The sequence below is a fragment of the Nonomuraea turcica genome (assembly GCF_030718205.1).
Classification (GTDB): Bacteria; Actinomycetota; Actinomycetes; order Streptosporangiales; family Streptosporangiaceae; genus Nonomuraea.
The window spans coordinates 201,971-224,507 of record NZ_JAUZQF010000013.1 but is presented as its reverse complement, the minus strand read 5'-3'; the positions used below and the strand labels follow the sequence as shown (position 1 = coordinate 224,507).

The window sequence follows — 22,537 nt, the reverse complement described above, 5'->3', positions numbered from 1 at the left end:
GTTGACGGATGGGGATTTTTCCGGCTAGTCCCGCGCGTTTGCCACTTGAGTCACATGGGGCACACGATTACCGGTTCTACGGATTTATACCTACCAATGGGCCCTGCACCGCCCGCGCCCAGCCATGCCATTGATGTCAACCGACCGGCCTCAGCCCCGCTTCGGGCGCTACCTTGGCGGCCGAAGTCGAGCGAGGAGACGGCACCATGCGGATCATGCTCACCGTGCTCGGCGGGCAGGGCGACCGTGACGTCGTGATCGACGGCGACGACAGCACCACAGTGGCCAGGGTGAGTGAAGCGCTCAGCGACGCCGGGCCACTGGCGACGGTCGTCCGGCTGCCCAGAGCCCGAGCGCCCTACGGCATGTCCGCCGGTCGTGGGCTTCCACCCGACGACGGGCTCCACGTGCCTCGCCCGCGCGGGCCCGAACGGGCCGGCACGCCAGGCATGCCGGGCGGGCAGGAGCCGGTCATGTGGCGTGACGGCCGCCCCCTCGACCCCCGAGCCCGCGCCACCTCCGTGCTGCGGGACGGCGACAAGGTCACGCTGGATTCCCGCCTGGCCCGGGCCACGGTCATCGAGGAGCCGGGTGGGGTGGCCGAGGTGCGGGTCGTGGGCGGGCCGGCGGCTGGGGCGGTGCACCGGCTGGGGCTGGGCACCTACATCATCGGCTCCGATCCGATGTGCGCGATCGCCGCCGCCGATCCGGCACTCGCGCCGGAGGCGGTGACCGTACGGGTGACGCCGGACGCGATCACCGCCGAGCGCACGTGGCAGCAGCCGGGCCAGGCGCCCAAACTCAAGCTCAAGGGCCGCTGGGCCGGCGAGGTCGCGGAGCTGACGGCGCGGGTCGCCGAGCGGGAGGCCGCCGAGTTCGCGGCCGGCTACGAAGAGGTGCCCCAGATCGACGGCCGGCCGCTCACCGAACCCGTCCAATGGGTCGATCAGGCGGTGCTGACCTGCGGATCCTCGGTCTTCGTGCTGACGTCGATCGAGCCCAAGGACGCGCACCTGGCGCCCAGGAGCGAGGGCGGCGTGTCCTACAACCGCCCGCCCAGGCTCCGGCGTCCTGAGCCCGAGCGCACGTTCGTCCGGCCGAAGGAGCCGAGCAGGAACGAGGGCCTGCGCCTGCAACTGCTGGCCGCGTTCCTGCCTGCCGCGCTGGGGGTGACGCTGGCGTTCGCGCTCAAGCAGCCTTACTACCTGCTCATCGCGCTGATGACGCCGATCATGATGGTCGGCCAGTGGTGGAGCGACCGCCGTCACGGCAAGAAGCAGCACAAGAAGGCGATCAAGGAGTGGAAAGAGCGGCTCCAGGCGTACGACGAGGCGGTCGAGCAGGCCAGGGTGGCCGACGAGGCCGCCCGCAGGGCGGACGCTCCGGATCCGGCCCAGGTGCTGCTCACGGCCACGGGGCCGCGCAGGCGGCTGTGGGAGCGCAGGATCCACGACTCCGACGCGCTCAGGCTGCGGATCGGGCTCGCCGACCTGCCCGCCAATCTGGAGCTGTCGGAGGAGCAGGGCGGGCCCATCGATCCGCCGATCTGCCGTTCCGTGCCCGTGGCGCTGCCGATGCGGCGGCTGGGCGTGGCCGGCGTCACCGGCCCGCGCGCCGTCGCGGCCAGCCTGGCGAGCTGGCTGATCGCCCAGGCCGCGACCCTCCACAGCCCGCGCGATCTGGCCATCGTGGTGGTGTCGGCGCATCCCGACGCGGAGCGCCGCTGGGGCTGGATGCGCTGGCTGCCGCACTGCGCGCCACGTGCAGGCGAGGAGTGTGTTGCGCTGTTCGGCACCGACCCCGAGTCGGCGGCGCGCCGCGTCTCCGAGCTCGCCGCCCTCATCGACGAGCGCCAGAACACCGCGATCCCCGAGCTCGGCAAGATCCCCAGCGGGTGGGACGACCTCGGCGGCCCAGAGAAGCCCACGTTCTCCTCCTATGACGTACGCCCCTACGACGTGCTGGTGATCCTCGACGGAGCACAGGTGCTGCGCGGCCTGCCCAACATGCCGCAGGTGCTGCGCCAGGGACCCCGTTCCGGGGTTTACACGCTCGCCATCGACGATGACCAGCGCCTGCTGCCCGAGGAGTGCCAGACGGTGGCCGCGTGCGGCGGCGACGGCCTCGTACACCTGCGGGGCGGCGGGCTCGACGTCATCGGCCCGGTGCTGGGCGACTTCGTGTCGGCCGCCTGGTCCGACCGCCTGTCCAGGTCCCTGGCTCCGATCCGCGACGTCAGCAGGGACGACCCCGCGGGCAACCTGCCCGGAGCGGTCCGGCTGCTCGATCTGATGGGCATGCCCGACCCATCCGGCAAAGAGCTGGCCGCCCGATGGCGCGACCGTGGCACCACCAGCGCGCTGATCGGCGTCGGGCCCGAGGGACCGTTCTCGGTGGATCTCAAGCTCGACGGCCCGCACGGCCTGATCGCCGGCACCACGGGCGCGGGCAAGTCCGAGCTGTTGCAGACGCTGATCTGCGCGCTGGCGGTGGCCAACCGGCCCGACCAGCTGACGTTCGTGCTGATCGACTACAAGGGCGGGGCCGCGTTCAAGGAGTGTGTACGCCTGCCGCACACGGTCGGCATGGTCAGCGACCTCGACGGCCATCTGACGCAACGGGCGCTCGACTCGCTGGCGGCGGAGATCCGCCGCAGGGAGCGCCTGCTGCTGAAGGCCGGGGCCAAGGACATCGACGACTACGCGGGCGCGGTCCCGCTGCCGCGCCTGGTGCTGATCATCGACGAGTTCGCCGCTCTGGTCGCCGAGTTGCCCGACTTCGTCACCGGTCTCGTGGACATCGCCCGCAGAGGTCGCTCGCTGGGCATCCACCTGATCCTGGCCACGCAGCGACCCGCGGGCGTGGTGACGGCCGACATCCAGGCCAACACGTCTCTGCGGATCGCGCTTCGCGTGACCGAGCCTGCCGAGTCGGCCGACGTCATCGACCTGCCCGACGCGGCCCACATCTCCAAATCCACACCGGGCCGCTGCTACGTGCGTTCGGGTGTGGGCGCGGCGACCGCCGTGCAGACGGCCAGGGTCGGGGGCCGCAGCCCGGCGAGACCTCCGGGATCACCGCAGGACGTCGTCGGATCATCGCCGGGCGCCCACACCGCGGCGACCGGCAACATCCGGGTGCTCGAGGTGAGCTGGCGCTCCCTGGGCAAACCGCTCCCGCCTCCGCCTGAGCCGGAGGAGGAATCGACGGTCACGGACCTCACGTTGGTGGCCGACGCCCTCATCGAGGCCGCCCAGCTGACCGGCGTCCCGGCCCAGCCCAGCCCGTGGCTGGACCCCCTCCCCACCCATTTCGTCCTGGACCTCCCCACCCCCCTCCACGCCTCCTCGGACGGGTCAGGGTCCGCCACGCCCCTCAACGCTTCGGGTATGCCCTTCCGCGGCAACCCGATCCAGGCGCGGGTGAAAGGCTTCAGCCAGCCGGCGCTGGGACCGGACGGAGCTTCGGCATCGAGCCCAGCGGCCGCGCCCCTGCCGCAGCCGGAATCCGACCCGTTGGTGGAGGTCACGCCGCTGCCCTTCGGTCTGACGGATCGTCCGTGGGCGCAGGACCGGCTGCCTCTCGCGCTGGACCTGGCCCACGGTGGGCACCTGCTCATCGCGGGCTCCGCACGCAGCGGGAGGTCGACGGCGTTGCGGACGATCGCGGGATCGATAGCGGCCCATGCCTCCCCCGGCGACGTGCACCTTCATGCGGTCGACTGCGGCTCGGGTGCGCTGCTGCCCCTGGTGGCGATGCCGCACTGCGGGGCGGTGGTGACCCGTGACCAGCTCGACCGGGTGGAACGCCTGCTCACCCGGCTCAGGGTCGAAATAGGCCGCCGTCAGCAGCTGCTGGCCGAGGCCGGGCACGCGTCGCTGGCCGAATACCGCCAGGCGGGCCATCGGCTTCCCTGGCTGGTGTTCATGCTCGACCGGTGGGAAGGCTTCGTGGCCGCGTTCGAGAGCTACGACTACGGCCGCCTCATCGAGTCGTTGCTCCAGCTGCTGCGCGAAGGGGCGGCTGTGGGGTTCAGGGCGGTGATCACCAGTGACCGGTCGGGGCTGCTCGGCCAGGTGTCCACGGTGTTCGACGACCGCTTGATCCTGCGCCTGTCCGACTCCTCCGACTTCGGCCTGGCCGGGTTCCCGCTCAAGGGCCTGCCTGCCTCCATGCCCCCGGGCCGCGCCCTGTCCATGGGCGATCACGGCATCGTCGAGCATCACATCGCCCTGCTCTCCTCCGATCCCGCCGGCCCCGCGCAGGTGGCGGCCCTTCAGACCGTGGCCCGCGCCGCCGCCGGGCCGGCTCAAGCGCAGCCGCCGGCGGCCGGTCCACATGGCTGGCGTTGGCACGGGGAGCCGCCCTTGCGGGTGGACGCCCTGCCGATGCGCATCACCGCCGGCCAGTCGCTCGCACTGGACCCGGCCTTCAGTCCTCCGTCGCCGCTCTGGGCGCTGGTGGGTGCGGGCGGCGACGCGCTCGCGCCGCTCGGGCTCGACCTGCTGGCTCACGGGCCCGGCGCCGTGATCGCCGGCCCCGCGCGTTCCGGCCGTTCGTCGACGCTGCTGTCGGCGGCCCATTCGCTGCTCGCCCAGGGCACGCCCGTCATCGTCGTCGCGCCGAGACGCAGCCCCTTGAGAGAGCTGGCCGGAGCGCACGCCGTGCTGGACGCCAACGCCACGAACCTGGCCGAGCTCGTCGCGGACCTGCACCACTATGTCGTGCTGGTCGACGACGCCGAGCTGATCAACGCGGACGGTCCGCTGGGAACGGCGCTGGAGGAGGTGCTCAAGACGGGGAGAGACGGCGATCACGCGCTGCTGATCGCCGGCACGACGGGGGATCTGGCCGTCGCCTACCGCGGGTTCGTGGCGGAGACCCGCAAGGCCCGTACGGGTGTGCTCCTGGCGGTCCAAGGGCAGACCGACGGCGACCTCTTCACGATTCGGCTGCCCCGTGGGGCAACCGGAGGCCCGCCGGGGCGAGGGATCCTCGTGACGACCGGCGTCATCACCCCCATCCAAGCGGCTCTCCCCGACCACGAATGACGGCCACGGCCGCCCGCACGGTCCGGAGGAGGTGACGTCCATGCGGCGGGCCTTTGGTGGGGCGTGGGGTGAACGTACTGTTTATGAATAGTTCGCGAAGATCTAGACGCGTTGATGATCCAAATGGCACCCTTCCCTCCATGCGGATCAAGACCCTTTTAGCCGGCCTATGCGGCGTTGCCGCGCTTTCCCTTGGTGGCGTGAACGCGGCGAGCGCCTCGGCGGTATCGGCCGGACCCATGTTCCAGCTCCCGTTCCCCTGTGGAGAGACCTGGGTCGGCAGTAGCAAGAGCCCAGCGCACACCGCTGGTTACGAGGTCGACTTCAATGGGAGCGCCGGCGACGGCAACGGCGACCTGGGCAGGACTGTCGTGGCGGCGGCCGCGGGCACGGTGGTGATGTCGGAGTTCCGGACCGCGGACGGCTTCGGCAAAGTCATCAAGATCCGGCATTCCGACGGCTCCGTCACGCTGTACGCCCACCTGAACGACTTGCTGGTCAGCAAGGGCGCGACGGTCCGGCAGGGCCAGAAGATCGGCACCGTGGGCAAGACGTCGAAGAAGTACAAGATGCTCGCCCACCTCCACTACGAGCAGCGCACGTCCTCGGGGACGATCGTCCCCGCCACGTTCAACGGCGTCAGGTTCCGCTACCCGAACCAGACGCTGACCTCGAAGAACTGCGGGAGCGGCCAGGCCACCACGCCGCCGCCCGCCACGGGCGGCACGAAGAACCCGTACTCGGCCACGCAGGTCTGCGGCTCGGGCTTCAAGCAGATCGACTCGGCCGCTCTCGGCACTCAGGGGCGGGTGGTGCTGCTCTACTCGGCCTCCAGCGGCCAGAACTGCGTCGTCACCCTGCGGAACAACGTCTCCGGCAAGGTCGCCATGCGGGCGTATCTGGAGCTCAAAGACCAGCCGAGGAAGACGGGCGCGGGCAGCTTCCAGTACTACGCGGGTCCGATCCGGGCCAAGGCCGCCCGTATCTGCATCAAGTGGGGCGGCGCCATCGGCTCCGTCAGGTACGACAGTCCCTTGGAGCACTGCGGCTAACGGTTGTCGCGGCGAGGCGCCTCTGGCCCCGCGATCCGGCGATCGCGGGGCCAGAGGTGGATATGGTGCTTTAGGGACGTTTGGGAAAGCTGGGCGTTTATGCTGATGCGCGGGCTGTGACGCGCGGGAGGGGCTGTGCAGACCAAGAAGGACCTCTATCAGGCCCACCGCTTGATGCAGCAGCGGCTCGGGATGGCGCTCCTGCAGGCCGAGCCGGACGTGCCCGAGTCTCCTATGCGGCGGCAGAACGTGGCCACGTTCGGCGGGATCCTGGTCGGAGTCCTGGTGATGGCGGTGTTCGGAATCTGGGGCCTGGTGAAGCCGGGCAACGCCACCAAGCTGACCGACCCGGGGCAACTGCTCGTCGAGGAGGAGAGCGGGGCCAAGTTCGTCTACAGCCAGCAGCGGCAGCGGCTGTTGCCGGTGGCCAACTACGTGTCCGCGCGGCTGGTCCTGGACGGCGGGGAGATCATGACGCGGAGCGTGACCGCCGCGTCCCTGGCGGGATTCACCCGTGGGCCGCTCATCGGGATCTCCGGCGCGCCCGACTCGCTGCCCGTCAAGGAGAAGCTGGTCAAGGCCCCTTGGTCGGTGTGCGTGGCGGACGGGCCCGACAACGCGGGCGGGCGCAGGCCGTACACGACGCTGGTCGGGGGGACTGACGTCGGCGGGAAGCCGGTGGGCACGAGCGCGATGGTGGTCTCCGACGGGCAGCAGAACTGGGTCATCTGGGGAGATCGGCGCATGCGCGTGGGCGAGCCGGGCGTGCGCGCGCTCAACGCCCAGCCCAGGAAGGTGCCCACCGCCTGGCTGACCGCGCTGCCGGCCGGCCACGACTTCAAGGGCCCCGACGTGGCGAACCGGGGCAAGAAGGTACGCACCGGCGGCCAGGCCACCGCGGCGATAGTCGGGCAGGTCTTCACGGTGCCGGCCCTGCCGGGCACCGCCGCGCGCTGGTACGTCCTGCTCGACGACGGCCTCGCCCCCATCACCGCCGTCCAGGCCAGGCTGCTGCTTGAGGATCCGGCCAGCAAGAAGGCGTACGGCAACCGCCCGGTGCAGCCCATCCAGATCGACGCCGCGTCGGCCAACGCGGCACCGTCACGCCAGAACGTCATGGACACCACCCTGCCGACGGCCATGCCGAACGTGATCACCGTGCCGGGCTCGGTGCCGCTCTGCTCGGTGTACGCGAACACGATGGCGGGCTCGGTCGCGGCGAAGGTGACGGTCGGCAGCAGGATCGCCATACCGTCGCCGGCAAACGCGGGCGTCCAGAACCGCTTCGACCAGGTCCTGCTCCCTCCGGGGAGCGCCGTGGTGGCCGGAGTGCTGCCCGGCGAGGGCCAGCTCGGCGCGGTGGCCGGCACGCTGTCGCTGATCAGCGACCAGGGTGTGCGCTATCCGGTGCCGTCGGCGGACGTGCTCACCAAGCTCGGGTATGACGCCGCCGACATCGCTCCGGTGCCGGCGAGCATCATGCACTCCATCCCGCAGGGGCCGGCGCTCGACCCGGCGGCCGCCATGGTGCCGCTGACGGTAGCCGGCAGGTGAGGCCCTGATCAGGCGCCGTCGGCCACGATGAGATCGAAGCTCCCGGGCAGGGGGATGATCTCGGCGAACCGGAAGTCGGCCGCCCGCAGCACGGTGGTGTACTCCTTGCGCGTGCGCTCCATCCCGCCGTCGAACAGGGCGAGCATCCTGATGTCCATGTCTTTGCCAGGATGCGGGGCATCGTCGTCCGGCAGCACCATTTCCAGCACGAACAGCGTCCCGCCTGGGCTCATCGCGGACCGGACGTTGCGGAGGATCCGTACGGCGTCCTCGTCCGACCAGTTGTGCAGGACGTTGGCCAGCAGGTAAGCATCGGCGCCCGGCGGGACACCGTCGAAGAAGTCTCCCGCCACGAGCCGGCATCGGTCCGCCACGCCGCGCTCGCCCAGGGCGTGGGCGGCGCCCGGTACGACATGGTCGAGGTCGAAGAGCACACCCTTGAGCCGCGGGTGCCCGGCCAACACCGCGGCCAGCAGATGCCCTCTCCCGCCTCCGACATCAACAAGGGTGTGGAATCTGGAGAAGTCATAACTCTGGGCTATCGTCCCGATGCACGGCCGCGTACGCACGATCATGTACTCGTCGAAGAGCGTTCTGAGCGCTGGATCGCGGTCGAGGTAGTCATAGAAGCTCCCGTACCGCTCGGCGAACGCGCTCCTGCCGGTCCGCACCGTCCGGGTCAGAGCGCCTATCGCGTACCAGAGCCCCTCCTGAGCGATCAACCGCACGACGGGACGCAGCGACCCGGGTGCTCCGGAGTGGAGAGTCATTCCGTGCTCGGTGAGCTCGTAGCCGTCGGGAGTGGAGTGCACGATTCCCATGCTCGCCACCTCACGCAAGGCGCGGCGCAACGAGGGCGCGTCCGCCCCGCACAGGTCAGCCAGTTCGTCTGCGCTGCGAGGGCCGTCCACGAGATGATCGGCGCAGCCGAGCTCGGCCACGGCCGCCAGCGCCGCGAAGCGCGAGAGAGCGTAGATCGCCTCCCACACTGGTTCCCCTGATGCGGACATCGGATCCCCTGCCCATCACCGTCCGATGCACCTTCTCTACCCAGCGTGAGCGCGGGGAAGCGGGAGCGCCGGCGAACCAGGTGACGGCTACCAGCCCATCTCCGGCATGAGCGATGGCTGCTCCAGGTCGAACTCGCTCTTCGGGTTGTCCACGATGTCCACCGAGGAGGGATCGTAGATGGCGCTCGCCTCCATCAGGTTTGGCTTGCTCGCCGACACCGCCTGCAGGCCCGGCAGGTCCTGGGCGAACTGGTTGTAGGCGATGCCCGCGACCCCCAGGATGCCTGTGGCCTTCAGCACGAGCTTCCAGTGGCTCTTGAACACCGTGGACACCGCATTGTGCAGCCCCAGCACCGCGCGCATCGCCGACGCCTCGCCCGGCGCCGCGCCCGCCACGGACATCCGGCACACGTTGACGAACACCGCCAGCTCCACCAGGAAGGCCCCGACGATGATGCAGACGGACATCAGCACGTGATACCCCTGTGCCGTGCATCTGAGGGTGTTCCCGCAACCGATCCTGTTCTCGTCGAGCGTGGCGAGGTGCCCGTCGAGGACGTCGACCTTGTCCTTGAACGACTGGTAAGCCCGGCCCTCCCAATTCTCGCCCTGACCGATCTCCCTGGTCAGCCGCTGCAGCTCGCTGCGGAGGAAGGCGATGTCGCTGCCGGCGGGCGCCGCCATCGGCGGGCGCCACTCCTGCTGCTCGCCGCCCGTGATGAGCGGCGACGCCGAGGCGGATGAGATGTTCACGGAGTGGGGGTTGAGCCACTGGTCGGCCCCCTGGTCCTGCGCGAACGGGTCGGCGACCATCAACGTCATGAGCCCAACGAGGGGCCAGGCGTACGGCATGACCATGGCTGCCGCGGTCGCGAACCCCACAGCGGTGACGAAGCCGTCGAAATCATTCTCGTAATTCGCCATCTGGCTGCCCTATGCCTCTTCCTTGCCGAGCACCGCCGGCGCGTAGTCCTCGTCCGTTCCCCAGACGCCCTCGTCCTCGGCGAGGTGCGGGCCGCGCTCGCGGTCCTTGTCCCCGTTGTTCGCCCCCATCCCGCCCATGCCGGGAGGGGGGTACATCGGCGGTATCCCCGTGTTGAGCGCGCGGGCGATGCTCCCCGGCGCCGCGCTACCTGGCGGCATCGCCCCTCCCGCCACCGGGCCGCCCTCCGGATAGCCCGTGCGGGGCATGGAGGCACGCGGGTCGAACGCCGGGGAGTCCGGCGTGCGGATCGACGGGGGGGTGGTGGAGGTGGGCAGGTTGGGGTTCGCCGAGGCCAGGTCGGTGTTCGGCTTGCTGACGCCGCTCAGGTCGGGGGTCTTCGCGCCCGGAGTGTTGAGGTCAGGGGTGTTGACGCCGGGGGTGTTGAGGCCCGGAGTGTTGACGCCCGGGGTGTTGAGATCGGGCCGCTGGATATCGCCGGGGTCCGGAGTGGTCAGGTCCGGCTGCTTGGTGTCTCCCGGATCGGGGGTGGTCAGGTCCGGCTGCTTGATGTCGCCCGGGTCCGGCTGAGGGATAGTCGGCGGGCGGCCGGTCCCCAGGTCACTCGGATCGACGCCGGGCCCGCCCAGGGGGGTCTTCGGCATCTTGCCCGTCGGGAGGCCACCCGGTCCTCCGGGGCCAGTGCCCGGCCCTTTGCCCGCCTCCTCGGCCGCCTCGGTGTTGTCGGCGGCCGTGTTGAGCGCTTTCTTCCAGGAGTCGAGCACGTCCTTGGCCTGCTTCAGCGCATCGGCCGCGCCGTCCCGCACCGAGCGGTGCGCCACGTTCAGGCCGCCGCCGATCGCGCCGAAAGCCATGACATGGATGTCGATGGCCCTGGTCTTGTCGCTCATCTCCGTCAGGTCCTGGCCGTAACCGCCCACGTTCGTGCCCAGCGTCCTGACGCTGGAGCGGCGCATCTTGAACTTCGGGTCGATGGACCGCGGATCGAGACCGGCGCCGAGATTACCGGCTCCGAGGTTGCCGTAGGCGCCGGCGAAGGGATCGCCGCTGGACGAGGATGAGTTGGACATGCGCCCCCCTTGTCACGTACGCCACATACGCTACGCCAGCTCACATTACGGACGCACCCGAATCAGAGCCCCTGTTCTGGCGATACACCCACGATCTGCCCCAAGGATATGGAAAATTAACTGGATCACGTGCGACGCTAGCGACAGATGTTCACTAATGTGACCAATCAGGACGACACTTCGCTGTCGGCCTGAGTCAGCCGACCAGCAAGGGGAGGGAGACCCTGTGGGGACCCAACCGCAGGCGCAAGTAAGCGAATCCGATCTCAAGTCCGCGATCATGCTCATCGAGGACGCCGCCGAGAGACTACGTGGCATCCAGAGGAACCTCGACACCGCGGGTGTGACGCTCAAGGCCCACTGGGTGGGCCAGTCGGAGGCCGCGTTCGACGCCGTGCACAAGAAGTGGCACGAGCGGATGGACGTCGTGCTGGGCAGCCTGGCGCGCCTGGCGCAGAACATCGGGACGAGCAACACCAACTACGCCGCGTTCAACCAGGAGCGGACCGAGGCGATCAACCAGATCGCCGCGATGATCAACGCCGCGCCGCAGTCCCGGATCTAACGAGCAGCACAGGAGGCCGCGATGCCCGCGGAAGACATCTTCGATATCACCAAGGTCAACTTCGCCGGTCTCGGCGAGGGTGAGGACGCCTTCGCCAGGGCGTTCAACGACATGGTCACCACTCTGGACACCCTGGAGCGGGACCTGCTGGCCAAGAGCGCGATCTGGCAGGGCGAGGCCAAGACCGTCTTCGACGAGGTCCGCGCGCTCTGGAAGAGCGAGGCCAACGACATGTCGCAGTTCATCGACCTGATGAAGCAGAACATCAACATCACGAACATGAACATGCAGCAGGTCGAGAGGATCAACGCGCAGATCTTCGACGGCAGGTAGGACAGACGAGGCGAGACCGCCGGAGCCCTGACAGCGAAGGGGGAGCATGGGCACCGATCGTGGGGTGGACCTCAGCAGGCGAGCCATCCAGACCGCCAGGAACGACCTGGCGGAGGCGCTCGCGCTCCTGAGCCCTGACAGGGAGAACGGCGGCACCGCCACCCCCGTGCTCAGACCGGAGGGCGTGGCGACCGAGCTGTCCAACGACTTCTCGGCCATCGGCTTCACGTGGCCGGCCGCCATGGACTTCCACAGGAGCGCGGGCAACGGCATCAGGGCCGTGACCACGTCGTACAACAGCATCGTCCTGCAGGTGCAGACCCTCCTCGAGCTGTTCGACCAGGCGTTGCGCAACTACGACGGCGTCGAAGTGGGCAGCGAGGACCGATCCGGTCAGGTGCGGGTCTGATGGCTCAGGAATCACATGAGATCAGGGTGCCGATCAACACCGAGGAGGTCGAGGACGCGAACCTCGAGATCCTGCGGGAAGATCTGGCCAACAACAAGCCCGAGCTGTTGCGCAACGCGGCCTCTGAGCTCCTCACGGCCAAACGCCGCCTCGACAACCTGGTGGGAGTGATCGACCGGCATCTGAGGGAGCTGGACCAGCACTGGACCGTGGGCGAGGACGCCAGGACGGTCAAGGCCGGGCTCCGCAGGTTGCGGGAGTCCGCCGCGGACGTGTCCACCACGATCAGCGAGCAGCCCCTCGATCCGGACGCCAACCAGCCCCAGGCCAACCCGACCGGCGTCGCTCCCGCCCTCCTCCTGCAGGCCCACACGTTGTCGGCGTTCAGCGGCAAGAACGTGCCGGAGTCCGCGGACTCGGACGTCAACTTCCTCGAAGGCGCCTTCCAGGGCGGCGTGGCCGGCACCATCGGAGGCGGACTCATCGGGGGCCCGCCGGGAATGGTGATCGGCGCCGTCGTCGGCACGCTGGCCGGAGGCGTCACCGCCCTGTTCACCGACGGCCCCTTCGCCAACATCATCGGCGATTCCAAAGAGGAGCAGGACAGGAAGGCAGCCAAGGAGCACATCCGGCTGCTCACCGAGGCGACCGAGCAGAACAACCGGGCGTTCCCGGCCAGTCTCCAGACCGACATCCCGCAGTTCGATCCCCTCGCCCCGAAGATCCCGGAGATCCCGTTCAACGGCGGCAACGGGTTCGACGGCACGGTGCCGACCGGCCTCAACCAGTCCATCGCCTCCCCGAACGCCGACCTGGACGGCCTGGGCCAGCCGAACCAGGACGGCCTGCGGGATCCGAACCTGCACCAGATCCCCGGCCTCGGCACCACCGACCCGGGCAGCAGGTTTCCCGACGGCCCCGGCATGGGCACGATCCCGGACCCGAGCACGGACCTGAGCGGCACAGGCATGCCCGAAGGCCCGAACCTCGACACATCCTCGGCGAACACGCCCGACGCCCCCAACACCGACGTGAACGCCCCGCGGACCTCGCTGGCGGGCCTGCCCGACCCGTCGACGTCCCTGCCCAACCCTGCCGCCCCGTCCGCCGCCAACCTGCCGAACCCGCAGAACACCAGCGGCATCGGCAGCCCGTACGGCGGTGGCGGCACCGGCCTGGGCAACGGAATGGCGAGCGCCGCGAACGCGGCCGCCGCCATGCGCGGCATGGGCAACAGGTCCCCGATGATTCCGATGATCCCGCCGGCAGGCCGAGGCGGCCAGCAGGAGAGTCAGGAGTCGACCCGGACCACCTGGCTTCTCGAGGACGAGGACTATTTCATGAGCGACGAGGCGACCACGAATCCCTACCTCCGTGGCGATGCGAAGGGCAAGGCATGAGCCGCCCCGCGGATGGCGGCACCCCGCCGCCAGAGCTGGAGCTGCCCACCGACTTCCCCGGACTCGGCGAGGACGACGGCAGCGGTCCCTTCATCGACCACCATGAGGTCAGGAACGTCATCAAGGCCCTGCGCACGAGCCTCGGAGCGCTGCGCGGCGAAACGGTGCCGAACATGAGCGCCACCTGGACCGGGCCCGGCACCGTCAACCAGGTGTCCTACGAGGGCAACGTGGGGCCGGAGGAGGCCGGGCAGTGGGAGGCCGCCTCGGCCTTCGGCAACAACATCCACTTCGCCTACAACGCGTTCGACCCCAGCTACGCGCTGCTCATCGAGCACGTCGAGAAGTGGGCCAACGCGGTGGAGCAGGCTATCGCCAACTACGAGAGATTCCATCAGGACAGCAGTGCGTAAGAACGGGCAGGGATGAGCGATGGCCGATCACTGGGAACCGATCAGGGTCTATGAGGTCGAAGTCACCGCACCCAACTGCGACACCACCAGGCAGCAGATCGTCACCTGGCTGGAGAGCACCAATCCGGACCGGATCGAGTCCGCCGGCCAGGGCTACGTGGAGGCCGCCAAGCTGATCCGGGACGAGGGCGGCGTCCAGGACGCCATCATGGACGCGGCCAGCGGGCTGGCGCGCGTGTGGCGGGGCGAGAGCGCCACCAAGGCGCTGAAGGCGCTGCGGCTGCTGTACGCCAGCGCGGGCGCGCTCGCCGACGCCATGCACGACACCGGCCAGCCGATGACCGACTACGCCAGAGAGGTCAGGACCACCCGCGAGAAGGTGGCCTCGGCCCCGGCGAACAACGGCTCCCTGCTCTACAACGACACCGGCCGGCTCTACACGAACGGCGGCAACTACGGCGCGTACGGCGGCTCGGGCCTGGGAACGGGTCAGACCGGCTACACCCCGCCGCTGATCACCGGCAACGGCGACCTGTCGAACACTCCGTTGCTTCCGCCGGTGCTCCAGGCGGACGCGCAGGCGAGGAGGGACCTGGAAGCCCTCAACATCAAGATCGACAGCCTGAACCGCCAGCTGGCCGAGGGTCTCGCCTTCCAGATGCCCGATATCGCCCCTCTGGAGGTGGAGCTCGAGAAGCAGGGCAAGCTGGACCCCGGCAGCGGGACCAGGACGCCCACGGGTACGACCACGTACTGGAACGGCGGCGGCTCGGACGGCGGAGGTCCGGGATCAGGCGGCACCACCGGAGGCGACACCGGAAACGGCTCGGACAGCCGGGGAGACACCCCGCAGGACCCCGGCCGGACGGATCCCGAGCAGGGCCGGGACGACCCGTCCACGGACAACCCGTCCACGGACCCGCAAGATCCGTCCACGCCGGAGCAGCCCGGCCGCGGCGAAGACCCACAGCCGGCCGGCCAGAACCCGGGCCAGGACGGCGCCGACCGGCAGCAGGACGTGCCCCCGGTCATCGGCGCCGACAACAGGGACCAGACCCAGCTCGCGGACGCCGGCAACCCGACCACCACCACGCCGCCCGGCACGACCACGAACCCGTACCAGACGACGCCGAACGCAACGGTCATCCCCACGACCACCCAGCCACCGGCGACCACCCCCAACCCGTATGCGGCCGGCCAGCCGGGCGCGGGCACCTGGTACGGCACGAGCGGCACGGCTCCGGCGGCCACCCCGGCCGTGCTCAGGGGCGGGGCCGCCACTCCGGGCTCGGGTTTCATGGCCTACCCGCCGGGAGCGGGCGTGGGGGCGGTCGGCAGCGAGGGCGACGAGCGCACCCGCGAGATCTACGACCCGGAGCCCGGCATCTGGTCGGTCTCCCATGAGACGAGCCCAGAGAAGATCGGCTGACCCGGGCGAAGCCGGCCCCGTGCGGATCGGGGCCGGCCGCTCAGCCTTCCATGCGCTGCCGGATCCGGTCGAGCTGCCCCATGAGGTCCTCGAAGGTGCGGTTGTAGGCGGCCTGCGCCTGGCGTACCTGCTCCATGGCGGCGTCGGCGTCGGTGCCGAAGCGCATCGGGTTGTCCTCGCCGAAGGCCTCCTCCATCACCTCGCCCATCTGCCGCCGCAGATCCGCGGCGGCCTCGGCGACGGTGATCTTGATGCGCTCGGCGAGCTCGCCCGAGGTCAGGCGCATGGCCTTCGGGTGGAGGACGAGCTCCTTGATCCCGCCGCCGGAGAACTCGACGGCGACGAGCCCGTCCTCGTCCTCGGCCCGGCCGACCAGCTCGGTCATGGAGGTCCGCAGCTCGGCGACGCGTGACATCTGCTCGTCGGCGTTCTTGAGAATCCTGTCGAAATCCAGTCCGCCGAACTCTCGCTCGATCATCCGCCTACCCCACATGCCACAAAAGACGCTTTACTCACAACCCTATCCTCAGGGTTGGCGGGCCGTCGTTCCCGGCCGATGCCCCGTCTGACGGCTCTGTTAACAGCAGGCGAACGTTACAGATCCATAGAACCGCGGTAAAAAAGCGACGTAAGATGCCAGTTGGTGTTGAACGTACGAAAGGTGCATCTGTGGCGGATGCGTTCGAGGCGGAGATCAGGGAGCTCGCGGGCGAGATCAACCAGCAGATCGCCCGCGTTCGCGAGGCGTACGGAGAACTCTCCGCTCTGGAGCACACGGCACGTTCCGCGGACGGGATGGTAAGCGTGACCGTCGGCCGGCACGGTCAGGTACGCGCCATCGAGCTGAACCCTCGGGTGTATCGCACCCTGTCCCCCTCGCAGCTGGCCGAGGCGATCATGCAACAGGCCGACAAGGCCACCGCCGCGGTCTCCGAGCAGAGCAAGGAGCTCTTGAAGCCCCTCATGCCGGAGGGCGTGCCGCATGAGGAGGTCTTCGGCGAGCACGCCACGCTCGACGCGTTCTTCCCCAGCCCTGTGGAGCCGGCCCCGTGACCGGCTACTACGTGGAACGCGAGGCGCTGCGCCGTGAGGCCAGGGTCTACGACGAGCTCGAGCGCAACGCGAAAGAGGCGCGTGACGAACTCCGCGCCGCCTTCGACCGGGACAGGAACACGCTCGGCAACGACGAGTACGGCGCCGAGCTGGCCAAGAACATGCCCGGAATCGAACGCGGCATCTTCGACGCCCTGAAGGCGCACATCGACGAGCTCGAGCGCCTCGCCTCGGGCCTGAACGTCAGCGCCCGCAACTACGAGGCTGCGGAGCAGCCCCCCGTCGAGCGTCGCTGATCGCCCATGGGCTTCGACGGGTTCCTCGTGCCCGAATTCGCCAAGCCGTACATCGGCTGGGTGGTCGGCATGGACTGGCCGGAAGGGGACGAGTCCGGCTGCTTCCGGCTGGCCGACGCCTGCGTGACCGCCGCGCACCGGCTCGTCGAGGGCACAGCCGCCGACCAGCCGGGGAGCGCGTCCAAAATCGGCTCCGCCTGGGACGGGGAGGCACACCTCGCCTTCGCCGCCCATGTCGAGGCGGTGGTCGGCGGTCAGCTCGCCGCTGTGGTCAAGCGGCTCATGGACACCGCCGTCGCGCTCAACGGCGTGGGCGTGCAGATCCAGTACGCCAAGTACATGATCGAGGCCACCGTCTGGCTCCTGATCGCACAGCTGGCGTATCTGCTGGCCATGGCCCTGGCCAGCGGCGGGGCTAGTCTGGCGCTCATCCCACCACGTCTGCAGCTGGCACGGATGACGGTCGCGCAGATCGCCAAGACGTGCCTGCGCAACATAGCGCTGTTCGCCGGGATCGTGGCCGGCATGGACCTGGGCATCCAGATCCTGCAGATGGCGAAGGGCCGCAGAGACGAGATCGACGTCCAGCAGGTCGCGATCTCAGCGGCGGCCGGAGGCGCCATGGGAGGGCTCATGGGACTGCTCTCCGGCGGGCTGAGCCGCCTGGCCACGCCGGCCCTGCGGGCCGGTCTGACCAGGGCGGAGATGTCCACGGCCGAGAAGCTGCTGGCCGCGGCCAGCTCGTCGTTGTACGGGCAGGCCGCGCAGTTCGCCGTGACCGGCGGCATCACGACCGCGGGAACCTTGTTGGCCCAAGGGCACTTCAGCTGGGACATGCTGGCCAAGGGCATCACGTCCAGTGCGCTCGGGGCGGACGGGCAGTATCTGGCCACGCCCCTGCCCCATGGGGCCGACGGCCCGCCCCCGCCGCGCCCGGCCTCTCCCTCCGGAGATCCTCCGCCGTCCGGAAATCCGCCGTCCTCCGGACATCCTCGGTCCGGCCCGGACTCTGGCCCCGCGCGCGTACCCGAGACCAGCGGTGAAACGACTCTGTCGGCGGCGGCGAACCACAACCAGCGGACCACCGTCAACTCGCTGCCCGGGGCTGACGGGCCGGCTGTCTGGAAGAGCCCCGACGTGCCGTCCCAGCAGGCCGAGGTCGCCGTGTCCCGTCCGGCTTCCAGCACGGAGACGCCGCAGTCGCTGGCGAACGCCTCTCCGTCGTCCCGGCCCGATGGTCCGCCGTCCCGGCCCGATGGTCCGCCGTCCCGGCCCGATGGTCCGCCGTCCCGACCGGACGGCCCGGTGGCTTGGAAGGACAAGCCCGACATCCTTCCACCGCCCGAAAGGCATCCACCTCGCACCGTCGAGATCGGCGCCCTGGGCGAAACGGCCGTACACGACGTCAAGGTGCCGGAAAAGGCGACGGCGGCGGCTCGGGCTCTGAGCGACGGCATCACGGATGTCACCCCGCGGGAACGACGCGCGATCCGCGAGTGGCTTGCGGAGGCGCTCTCCGACGGCAACCGCGACACATGGACCAACCATCTCCAAAGGGGCGTGGCACTCAGCGTCGGAGACCAGGTGATCTACCTCAAGCTGACGCCGAGCGAGTTCACCCACGTGGAGCACCCGAGCCTGGCGCCGGAGAAGCCGGTCGCGTTCGGCGGGGACGGTGTGGAAGGCAAGTCCTCGCAGGCCTCCTCCCTGGAGCGGACCGCGGGGATGATTCGCGCGCTGAACCACTCGTCGGACGAGGCCGAGGCCAGCGCCCTGCCCCGTGCGGGCATCAGCAACACGTTGCGCACGACCCACACGAACGGCATCGAGGTCATCAGCGGCCACAAGGCCGTTTCCCCGGCGCACGACTATTTCGTCGCCGACATCTCGCTGGAGGTTTACCGCAACGGCGAGAAGGTCACCGAAACCGCCGCAGTCCCCGAGCTGTCCGTGACTCTCCCCTTCCCCAAGCAGTTCACCCGTGAAGGGCCGCTGCTGGCCGCCGACCACCCACCGGCGCTGCCGCGCCACGAGGTCCCGCCCGGAGCCGAGCACAAGTTCCGTGATCACGGGATCGCCATCACCGGGATGGACGTCACGCCTCTGGTGCTGGAGGTGCAGCGCCGGGCGTTGTCGGCGGGCGTACCCGCGGGTGAGGTGGTCAAGATCGTTGAGCACCTCACCTCCACCGTGCTCAGCGAGCAGGGGATGAAGAACCGCAGCCAGTCGTTGCTGTCGAGCGGGGCCGGCTCCGAGGCGGTCCGGTACAAGAGCTCCGCGCTGCGATCAGCGGAGGACTCCATCGAGGTCACCAGCCGGATCACCCGGATCGAGCCCATTGACGGAAGCGGGCGGCCACCGATCGAGACGATGTTCCGGGACGACATGGGACGGCGCGAGAGCGAGGGGACGACACATCGGCAGGGCGCGAGCCTCAACGTTCACGCGGGCGGCAAGATCGGCCTGACCTTGGGCGACAGGGCGGAGGTCATCGGCCGCGCCATCGGCGGGTTCGGCTTCGGCTCGGACCATGTGACGACCACCAACAGGGCACACGGCAACCACACCGTCCTGACCAGGCTCGATGACGTCACCATGTACGACGCCCACATGCGGCTGCAGGTCGAGACCGAGAAGCTGGGCACCTTCGAGGTGGAGGTGAAGGCCGAGCTGACCGTGCCGGCCCGCGACGCGCCCCGGATGGAGCAGGACATCTTCGGCCACGATCTCCGGCCGCGAGGCGAATTCAACGAGATCCGGCAGAAACTCGCCGACCTCCACCGGGAAATCGACAACGTACGTGAGGAGTTCGTGCGCAGCGAACCGGTCGGTGAATACCCGGCCAGGGGCGAGCACCCGAACCGCGGCTACGACCCTCACGCGCTGGAGCCGGAGACACTCGCCGCCGGGCGGGGGCCAGGACTGGGCAGCGGCATCCGCGTCCACTCGGAGACGCTCCTCAGCACGGAGATCCGCCAGGCCGTCGATCAGGCGCTGCCCGACCTCCCGCCGGGGATCAGGCGCCAGGTCGCACGGGACATCGAGAGCCGCTTCGGGGGCGTGGCCCTGGAAGCCGACCTGACCCATGCCCTGCACGGCATCAGGTACGACAAGACGATCGGCGGCTACACCTTCGAGATCCTGGCCGAGGGCACTCTCGGCCGACGGCACGAGGTCGGCTCGACCGACATGACGGTGAACGAGCGCAGGATCACCTCGCGGATCGACACCAGCCAGCGGGAGACCTCCGTCGGAGGCCGTGCGGAGGTACGCGCCGTCGCGCGCCTCGAGGTGAACGAAGGGCTCAAGATCGACCCCGCGAACCTGGCTGTCACCAAGAGCGGCACGAAGGCGGAGAGTGTCGGCTTCGCCGCCGGTCACACGAGGTACGACCGCACGGAGACCAGCGGCGGCTTCACCATCACGCGGGATCTCTCCTTCGATGTCAGGATGAGGGTCTCGCGCAACGGCACAGAGGTGACGAACACGTCATGGGAGGTGCACGGCAGCAAGGCGGAGATCCTCCTGCCGAATACCCACCTGCCGGAGACGCCGGTGCTCGCGCAGGACGTCGCGCATGTGGGTCGTATCGAGCCGTCGACCAGGCCGCCCGGTGACGTATGGGCTCACGACGACCGGCTGCACGCCACCGTCCGCCTGGGCGCCATGCCTGACCTGGCTCAGACGGTGGCCAGGGCGCACGCCGACTGGGCGGGACTGCCGGTGCCCGCGGAGCGGCTGGACGTGCCGACGGTGTACGAGACCGCCACCGACGTGATCAAGCTCGAAACCATGATCACATCTCACCCCGACGGCCTGCACTACACCGTGTCCGACCAAGGGGGCTGGCGACACGACGTGCATGTGAAGGCCGACGTGGCCGGTTTGAAGCACGTCAAGTCGGAGACCGGGGTAGAGCACGAAATCTACTCCAACAGCAACTCGAAGATGACGGACAGCGAGCGCAGCAGACAGGCGCTGGGCGGGCACGCCCGGACCGGCCTGCGCGTCACCTTCGGCCGCGACGGCGAGCACGGCGGTGAGACGGCGGGTCACCCGAGAGGGGACGAGGAAACCACAGGAAACGAGCGAAAGGTCGTGGCGCGAGCGGGGTTGCACGCCGCCGCGAAGCGGATGACCCAGGAAAGCTCCTACCTGGGCGGCAGCGACGTCGCCCGGGTCACCTACTCGGACGGGAGCCCCTCGCACTGGTATCGCGGAGACCTCGTCCTGGAGGTGACGCCGACCAGAACCAACGGGGAAACGGTCGAACGAGGCCCGACCACCTACGTCCGGGTGGGCGAGATCATGGACCTCGTCCTTCCTGACGAGGTGGCGCGCCGTCACGGTCTGGACGGCCCGGAGGGCGTGGAGCCCGCCAAGCAGGCAGGGGACACGACCCGCGCCTATTCCGCGCCCGAGGCGGCGATGAGCACCGCCTCCGTTCAGCATCTCGACGCGCAGACCGTACTCCCGAAGATCCTCGAGAAGCTTCGCGACGAGAAACTGTTCTTCCCGGACCAGGAGTTCACGAACCACCCGGTGGCCGAGCACCTGCGCGGTCACTACGGCCAGGACGCGCTCGCCACGAAATTGGGGGAACTTCGCGGAAACGGTGTGTCCTCCTGGTTGTTCGTCACAGACGAACACGGCCGGGTCACCGAACGCGTGGGGATCCGGGTCACGGCCGAGATCGGCGACGGAGTGCACGTCGGTGAGCGTTCTGACACCGGCCTCATGCTCCGCAGCGAGCGCCTCAGCGGCGACCTGAGCGTGCGTGAGCGGGGATCGGACCACGGCGGGGAGCTGCTCGCGCGCTACTCCGAGTCTTCGGACGGCCACCTCAGGGGAGCCGAAGCGGGGTATGCGAACTTCCGCGACTCCCACACCGTGGACGCGCGCGGAACGAATGGGAAAGACATCAACCGTTACCAGACGCGCGAGGCCCCGCAGGAGTTCAAGCACCCGGTCACGTACGAGATCACGCTCGAGCGCGCCCAGGTCCGCCCTGTCCTGGAACCCATGCAGAGCGCGGCCCGCAGCATGCTGCTCAAGGTGGGCGAGGTGACCGGACGCGACGGGGCCGTGCGGCTCTTCGACCGGCATGTCGGGGTCACCTCGACGTCCAGAGCGGCCACGGACGGCGAACTCGGCGTCTTGGTCCCGGGACACCTCACCATGGAGGTCCCGCAAGGCACCCCGGTCACGGCACGTACGCCGGTCGCCGCCGCGGACCCGCGATGGGCGGAGCCGGCCGGGCCCAGCACCATGACCACCACGCTCGGGAGGGGCGTCCCCAAGGGGGACGTCAGCCAGGTCGCGTTCCCGGCCGCCACGATGGTGGAGCAATGGGCGCCGGTGGCCGCGGTGCCGCCGAAGCTCCGGGAGGAGGTGCCCTCGCTGGACAACCGGCCGGGCGGATTCGAGCTGTCTCGCCCGGCCGGCATGTCCCTTGCCGAGGCCGCCAAGGAAAGGACCATGCGCGCGCATATCGAGCAGTTGCTCGCGCATGATTACGAGATCCCAGGGGTCGGCAAGGTGGGGATCGACGTCAACGGGGCCCGCGAGATCACCAGCGCGCTGGTCAAGCAGCGCGTCTACGCACAGACCATGAGCACAACCGGGCACGGCCAGGAGCAAGGCCGGGGCCGGGCCGCCCGAGCAGGCGGGTCCAACGGATCGACCGGCGAAGGGAACCTGGGCTTCGGCGGCATCGGCGGCAGCACGAAGACGGCGGACGAGGCCGCGTCGCGGAGCGCCGACATCGTCGAACGTAACTTCCTGGAGAAGCAGCACGAGAACACGTACCTCGAAGTGGACATCTCCGTCGTGCTCTATGGCGAGGGCAGGCCCCTGGTGATAGACGTCGACAAGGGCCTCTACCTGAGGCTCACCCCTGAAGGGCTCGCCGAGTTCGACGCCGCGCATCCCGGGGTAATCAGGCGCTGACCCCGGGGGA

At 69.5% G+C, this 22,537-nt stretch carries 16 protein-coding genes; 12 read left to right on the top strand and 4 right to left on the bottom strand.

The features are described 5' to 3' along the window. Positions 1-206: 206 nt before the first annotated feature. The 3 genes from Q9G87_RS32035 (at position 207) to eccB (ending at position 7,657) form a co-directional block, all read left to right on the top strand. On the top strand, positions 207-5,051 hold the full coding sequence (locus Q9G87_RS32035; protein WP_305920256.1) for an FtsK/SpoIIIE domain-containing protein: 4,845 nt from the start codon (positions 207-209) through the stop codon (positions 5,049-5,051). 200 nt (positions 5,052-5,251) lie between these two features. Continuing rightward, positions 5,252-6,103: a M23 family metallopeptidase gene (locus tag Q9G87_RS32030; RefSeq protein ID WP_305920255.1), complete on the top strand. Its 852-nt coding sequence runs from the start codon at positions 5,252-5,254 to the stop codon at positions 6,101-6,103. A gap of 135 nt (positions 6,104-6,238) precedes the next feature. Next, positions 6,239-7,657: a type VII secretion protein EccB gene (eccB, locus tag Q9G87_RS32025; protein ID WP_305920254.1), complete on the top strand. Its 1,419-nt coding sequence runs from the start codon at positions 6,239-6,241 to the stop codon at positions 7,655-7,657. Between the two features lie 8 nt (positions 7,658-7,665). Here the strand turns inward: eccB and Q9G87_RS32020 are convergent, their stop codons facing one another. From Q9G87_RS32020 to Q9G87_RS32010, 3 genes are all read right to left on the bottom strand, one after another. Continuing rightward, positions 7,666-8,667 (bottom strand): methyltransferase, encoded by a 1,002-nt coding sequence (locus Q9G87_RS32020; RefSeq protein WP_305920253.1) that lies wholly within the window; start codon positions 8,665-8,667, stop codon positions 7,666-7,668. A gap of 87 nt (positions 8,668-8,754) precedes the next feature. Next, on the bottom strand, positions 8,755-9,591 hold the full coding sequence (locus Q9G87_RS32015; protein WP_305920252.1) for a hypothetical protein: 837 nt from the start codon (positions 9,589-9,591) through the stop codon (positions 8,755-8,757). A gap of 9 nt (positions 9,592-9,600) precedes the next feature. Next, on the bottom strand, positions 9,601-10,680 hold the full coding sequence (locus Q9G87_RS32010) for a hypothetical protein (RefSeq protein ID WP_305920251.1): 1,080 nt from the start codon (positions 10,678-10,680) through the stop codon (positions 9,601-9,603). Positions 10,681-10,906: 226 nt separating this feature from the next. On the opposite strand from Q9G87_RS32010, the gene Q9G87_RS32005 reads away from it, so the two are divergent. From Q9G87_RS32005 to Q9G87_RS31980, 6 genes are read left to right on the top strand one after another with little or no spacing between them, the layout of a single operon-like run. Next, on the top strand, positions 10,907-11,245 hold the full coding sequence (locus tag Q9G87_RS32005) for a WXG100 family type VII secretion target (RefSeq protein WP_305920250.1): 339 nt from the start codon (positions 10,907-10,909) through the stop codon (positions 11,243-11,245). Positions 11,246-11,266: 21 nt separating this feature from the next. After that, entirely contained in the window at positions 11,267-11,578 is a 312-nt protein-coding gene (locus Q9G87_RS32000) for a WXG100 family type VII secretion target (protein WP_305920249.1), read from the top strand. A gap of 46 nt (positions 11,579-11,624) precedes the next feature. Then, complete coding sequence (locus Q9G87_RS31995) at positions 11,625-11,987, top strand: hypothetical protein (RefSeq protein WP_305920248.1); 363 nt, start codon at positions 11,625-11,627, stop codon at positions 11,985-11,987. After that, on the top strand, positions 11,987-13,387 hold the full coding sequence (locus Q9G87_RS31990) for a mucin-associated surface protein (protein WP_305920247.1): 1,401 nt from the start codon (positions 11,987-11,989) through the stop codon (positions 13,385-13,387). The genes Q9G87_RS31995 and Q9G87_RS31990 overlap by 1 nt, the downstream gene beginning before the upstream one ends. Further along, on the top strand, positions 13,384-13,800 hold the full coding sequence (locus Q9G87_RS31985) for a hypothetical protein (protein WP_305920246.1): 417 nt from the start codon (positions 13,384-13,386) through the stop codon (positions 13,798-13,800). The genes Q9G87_RS31990 and Q9G87_RS31985 overlap by 4 nt, the downstream gene beginning before the upstream one ends. Positions 13,801-13,819: 19 nt before the next feature. Next, complete coding sequence (locus Q9G87_RS31980) at positions 13,820-15,229, top strand: WXG100 family type VII secretion target (RefSeq protein ID WP_305920245.1); 1,410 nt, start codon at positions 13,820-13,822, stop codon at positions 15,227-15,229. A 40-nt stretch (positions 15,230-15,269) separates the two neighbouring features. Here the strand turns inward: Q9G87_RS31980 and Q9G87_RS31975 are convergent, their stop codons facing one another. Next, complete coding sequence (locus Q9G87_RS31975; RefSeq protein ID WP_305920244.1) at positions 15,270-15,707, bottom strand: YbaB/EbfC family nucleoid-associated protein; 438 nt, start codon at positions 15,705-15,707, stop codon at positions 15,270-15,272. 191 nt (positions 15,708-15,898) lie between these two features. Between Q9G87_RS31975 and Q9G87_RS31970 the strand changes: the two genes are divergently transcribed. Genes Q9G87_RS31970 through Q9G87_RS31960 form a run of 3 tightly spaced genes read left to right on the top strand, consistent with a single transcriptional unit; the run spans position 15,899 to position 22,527 of the window. Further along, a complete protein-coding gene (locus tag Q9G87_RS31970) occupies positions 15,899-16,282 on the top strand; it encodes a YbaB/EbfC family nucleoid-associated protein (protein WP_305920243.1) in 384 nt (127 codons plus the stop codon). Continuing rightward, entirely contained in the window at positions 16,279-16,578 is a 300-nt protein-coding gene (locus Q9G87_RS31965) for a hypothetical protein (protein ID WP_305920242.1), read from the top strand. Before Q9G87_RS31970 ends, Q9G87_RS31965 begins: the two co-directional genes overlap by 4 nt. 6 nt (positions 16,579-16,584) lie before the next feature. Then, complete coding sequence (locus Q9G87_RS31960) at positions 16,585-22,527, top strand: WXG100-like domain-containing protein (RefSeq protein WP_305920241.1); 5,943 nt, start codon at positions 16,585-16,587, stop codon at positions 22,525-22,527. Positions 22,528-22,537: the final 10 nt, after the last annotated feature.

Bases quoted from the DNA above. Each gene is read 5' to 3' on its own strand.
- Q9G87_RS32035 (WP_305920256.1), top strand. From the start codon at position 207: ATGCGGATCATGCTCACCGTGCTCGGCGGGCAGGGCGACCGTGACGTC.
- Q9G87_RS32020 (WP_305920253.1), bottom strand. From the start codon at position 8,667: ATGTCCGCATCAGGGGAACCAGTGTGGGAGGCGATCTACGCTCTCTCG.
- Q9G87_RS32015 (WP_305920252.1), bottom strand. From the start codon at position 9,591: ATGGCGAATTACGAGAATGATTTCGACGGCTTCGTCACCGCTGTGGGG.
- Q9G87_RS32010 (WP_305920251.1), bottom strand. From the start codon at position 10,680: ATGTCCAACTCATCCTCGTCCAGCGGCGATCCCTTCGCCGGCGCCTAC.
- Q9G87_RS32000 (WP_305920249.1), top strand. From the start codon at position 11,267: ATGCCCGCGGAAGACATCTTCGATATCACCAAGGTCAACTTCGCCGGT.
- Q9G87_RS31995 (WP_305920248.1), top strand. From the start codon at position 11,625: ATGGGCACCGATCGTGGGGTGGACCTCAGCAGGCGAGCCATCCAGACC.
- Q9G87_RS31990 (WP_305920247.1), top strand. From the start codon at position 11,987: ATGGCTCAGGAATCACATGAGATCAGGGTGCCGATCAACACCGAGGAG.
- Q9G87_RS31985 (WP_305920246.1), top strand. From the start codon at position 13,384: ATGAGCCGCCCCGCGGATGGCGGCACCCCGCCGCCAGAGCTGGAGCTG.
- Q9G87_RS31980 (WP_305920245.1), top strand. From the start codon at position 13,820: ATGGCCGATCACTGGGAACCGATCAGGGTCTATGAGGTCGAAGTCACC.
- Q9G87_RS31975 (WP_305920244.1), bottom strand. From the start codon at position 15,707: ATGATCGAGCGAGAGTTCGGCGGACTGGATTTCGACAGGATTCTCAAG.
- Q9G87_RS31960 (WP_305920241.1), top strand. From the start codon at position 16,585: ATGGGCTTCGACGGGTTCCTCGTGCCCGAATTCGCCAAGCCGTACATC.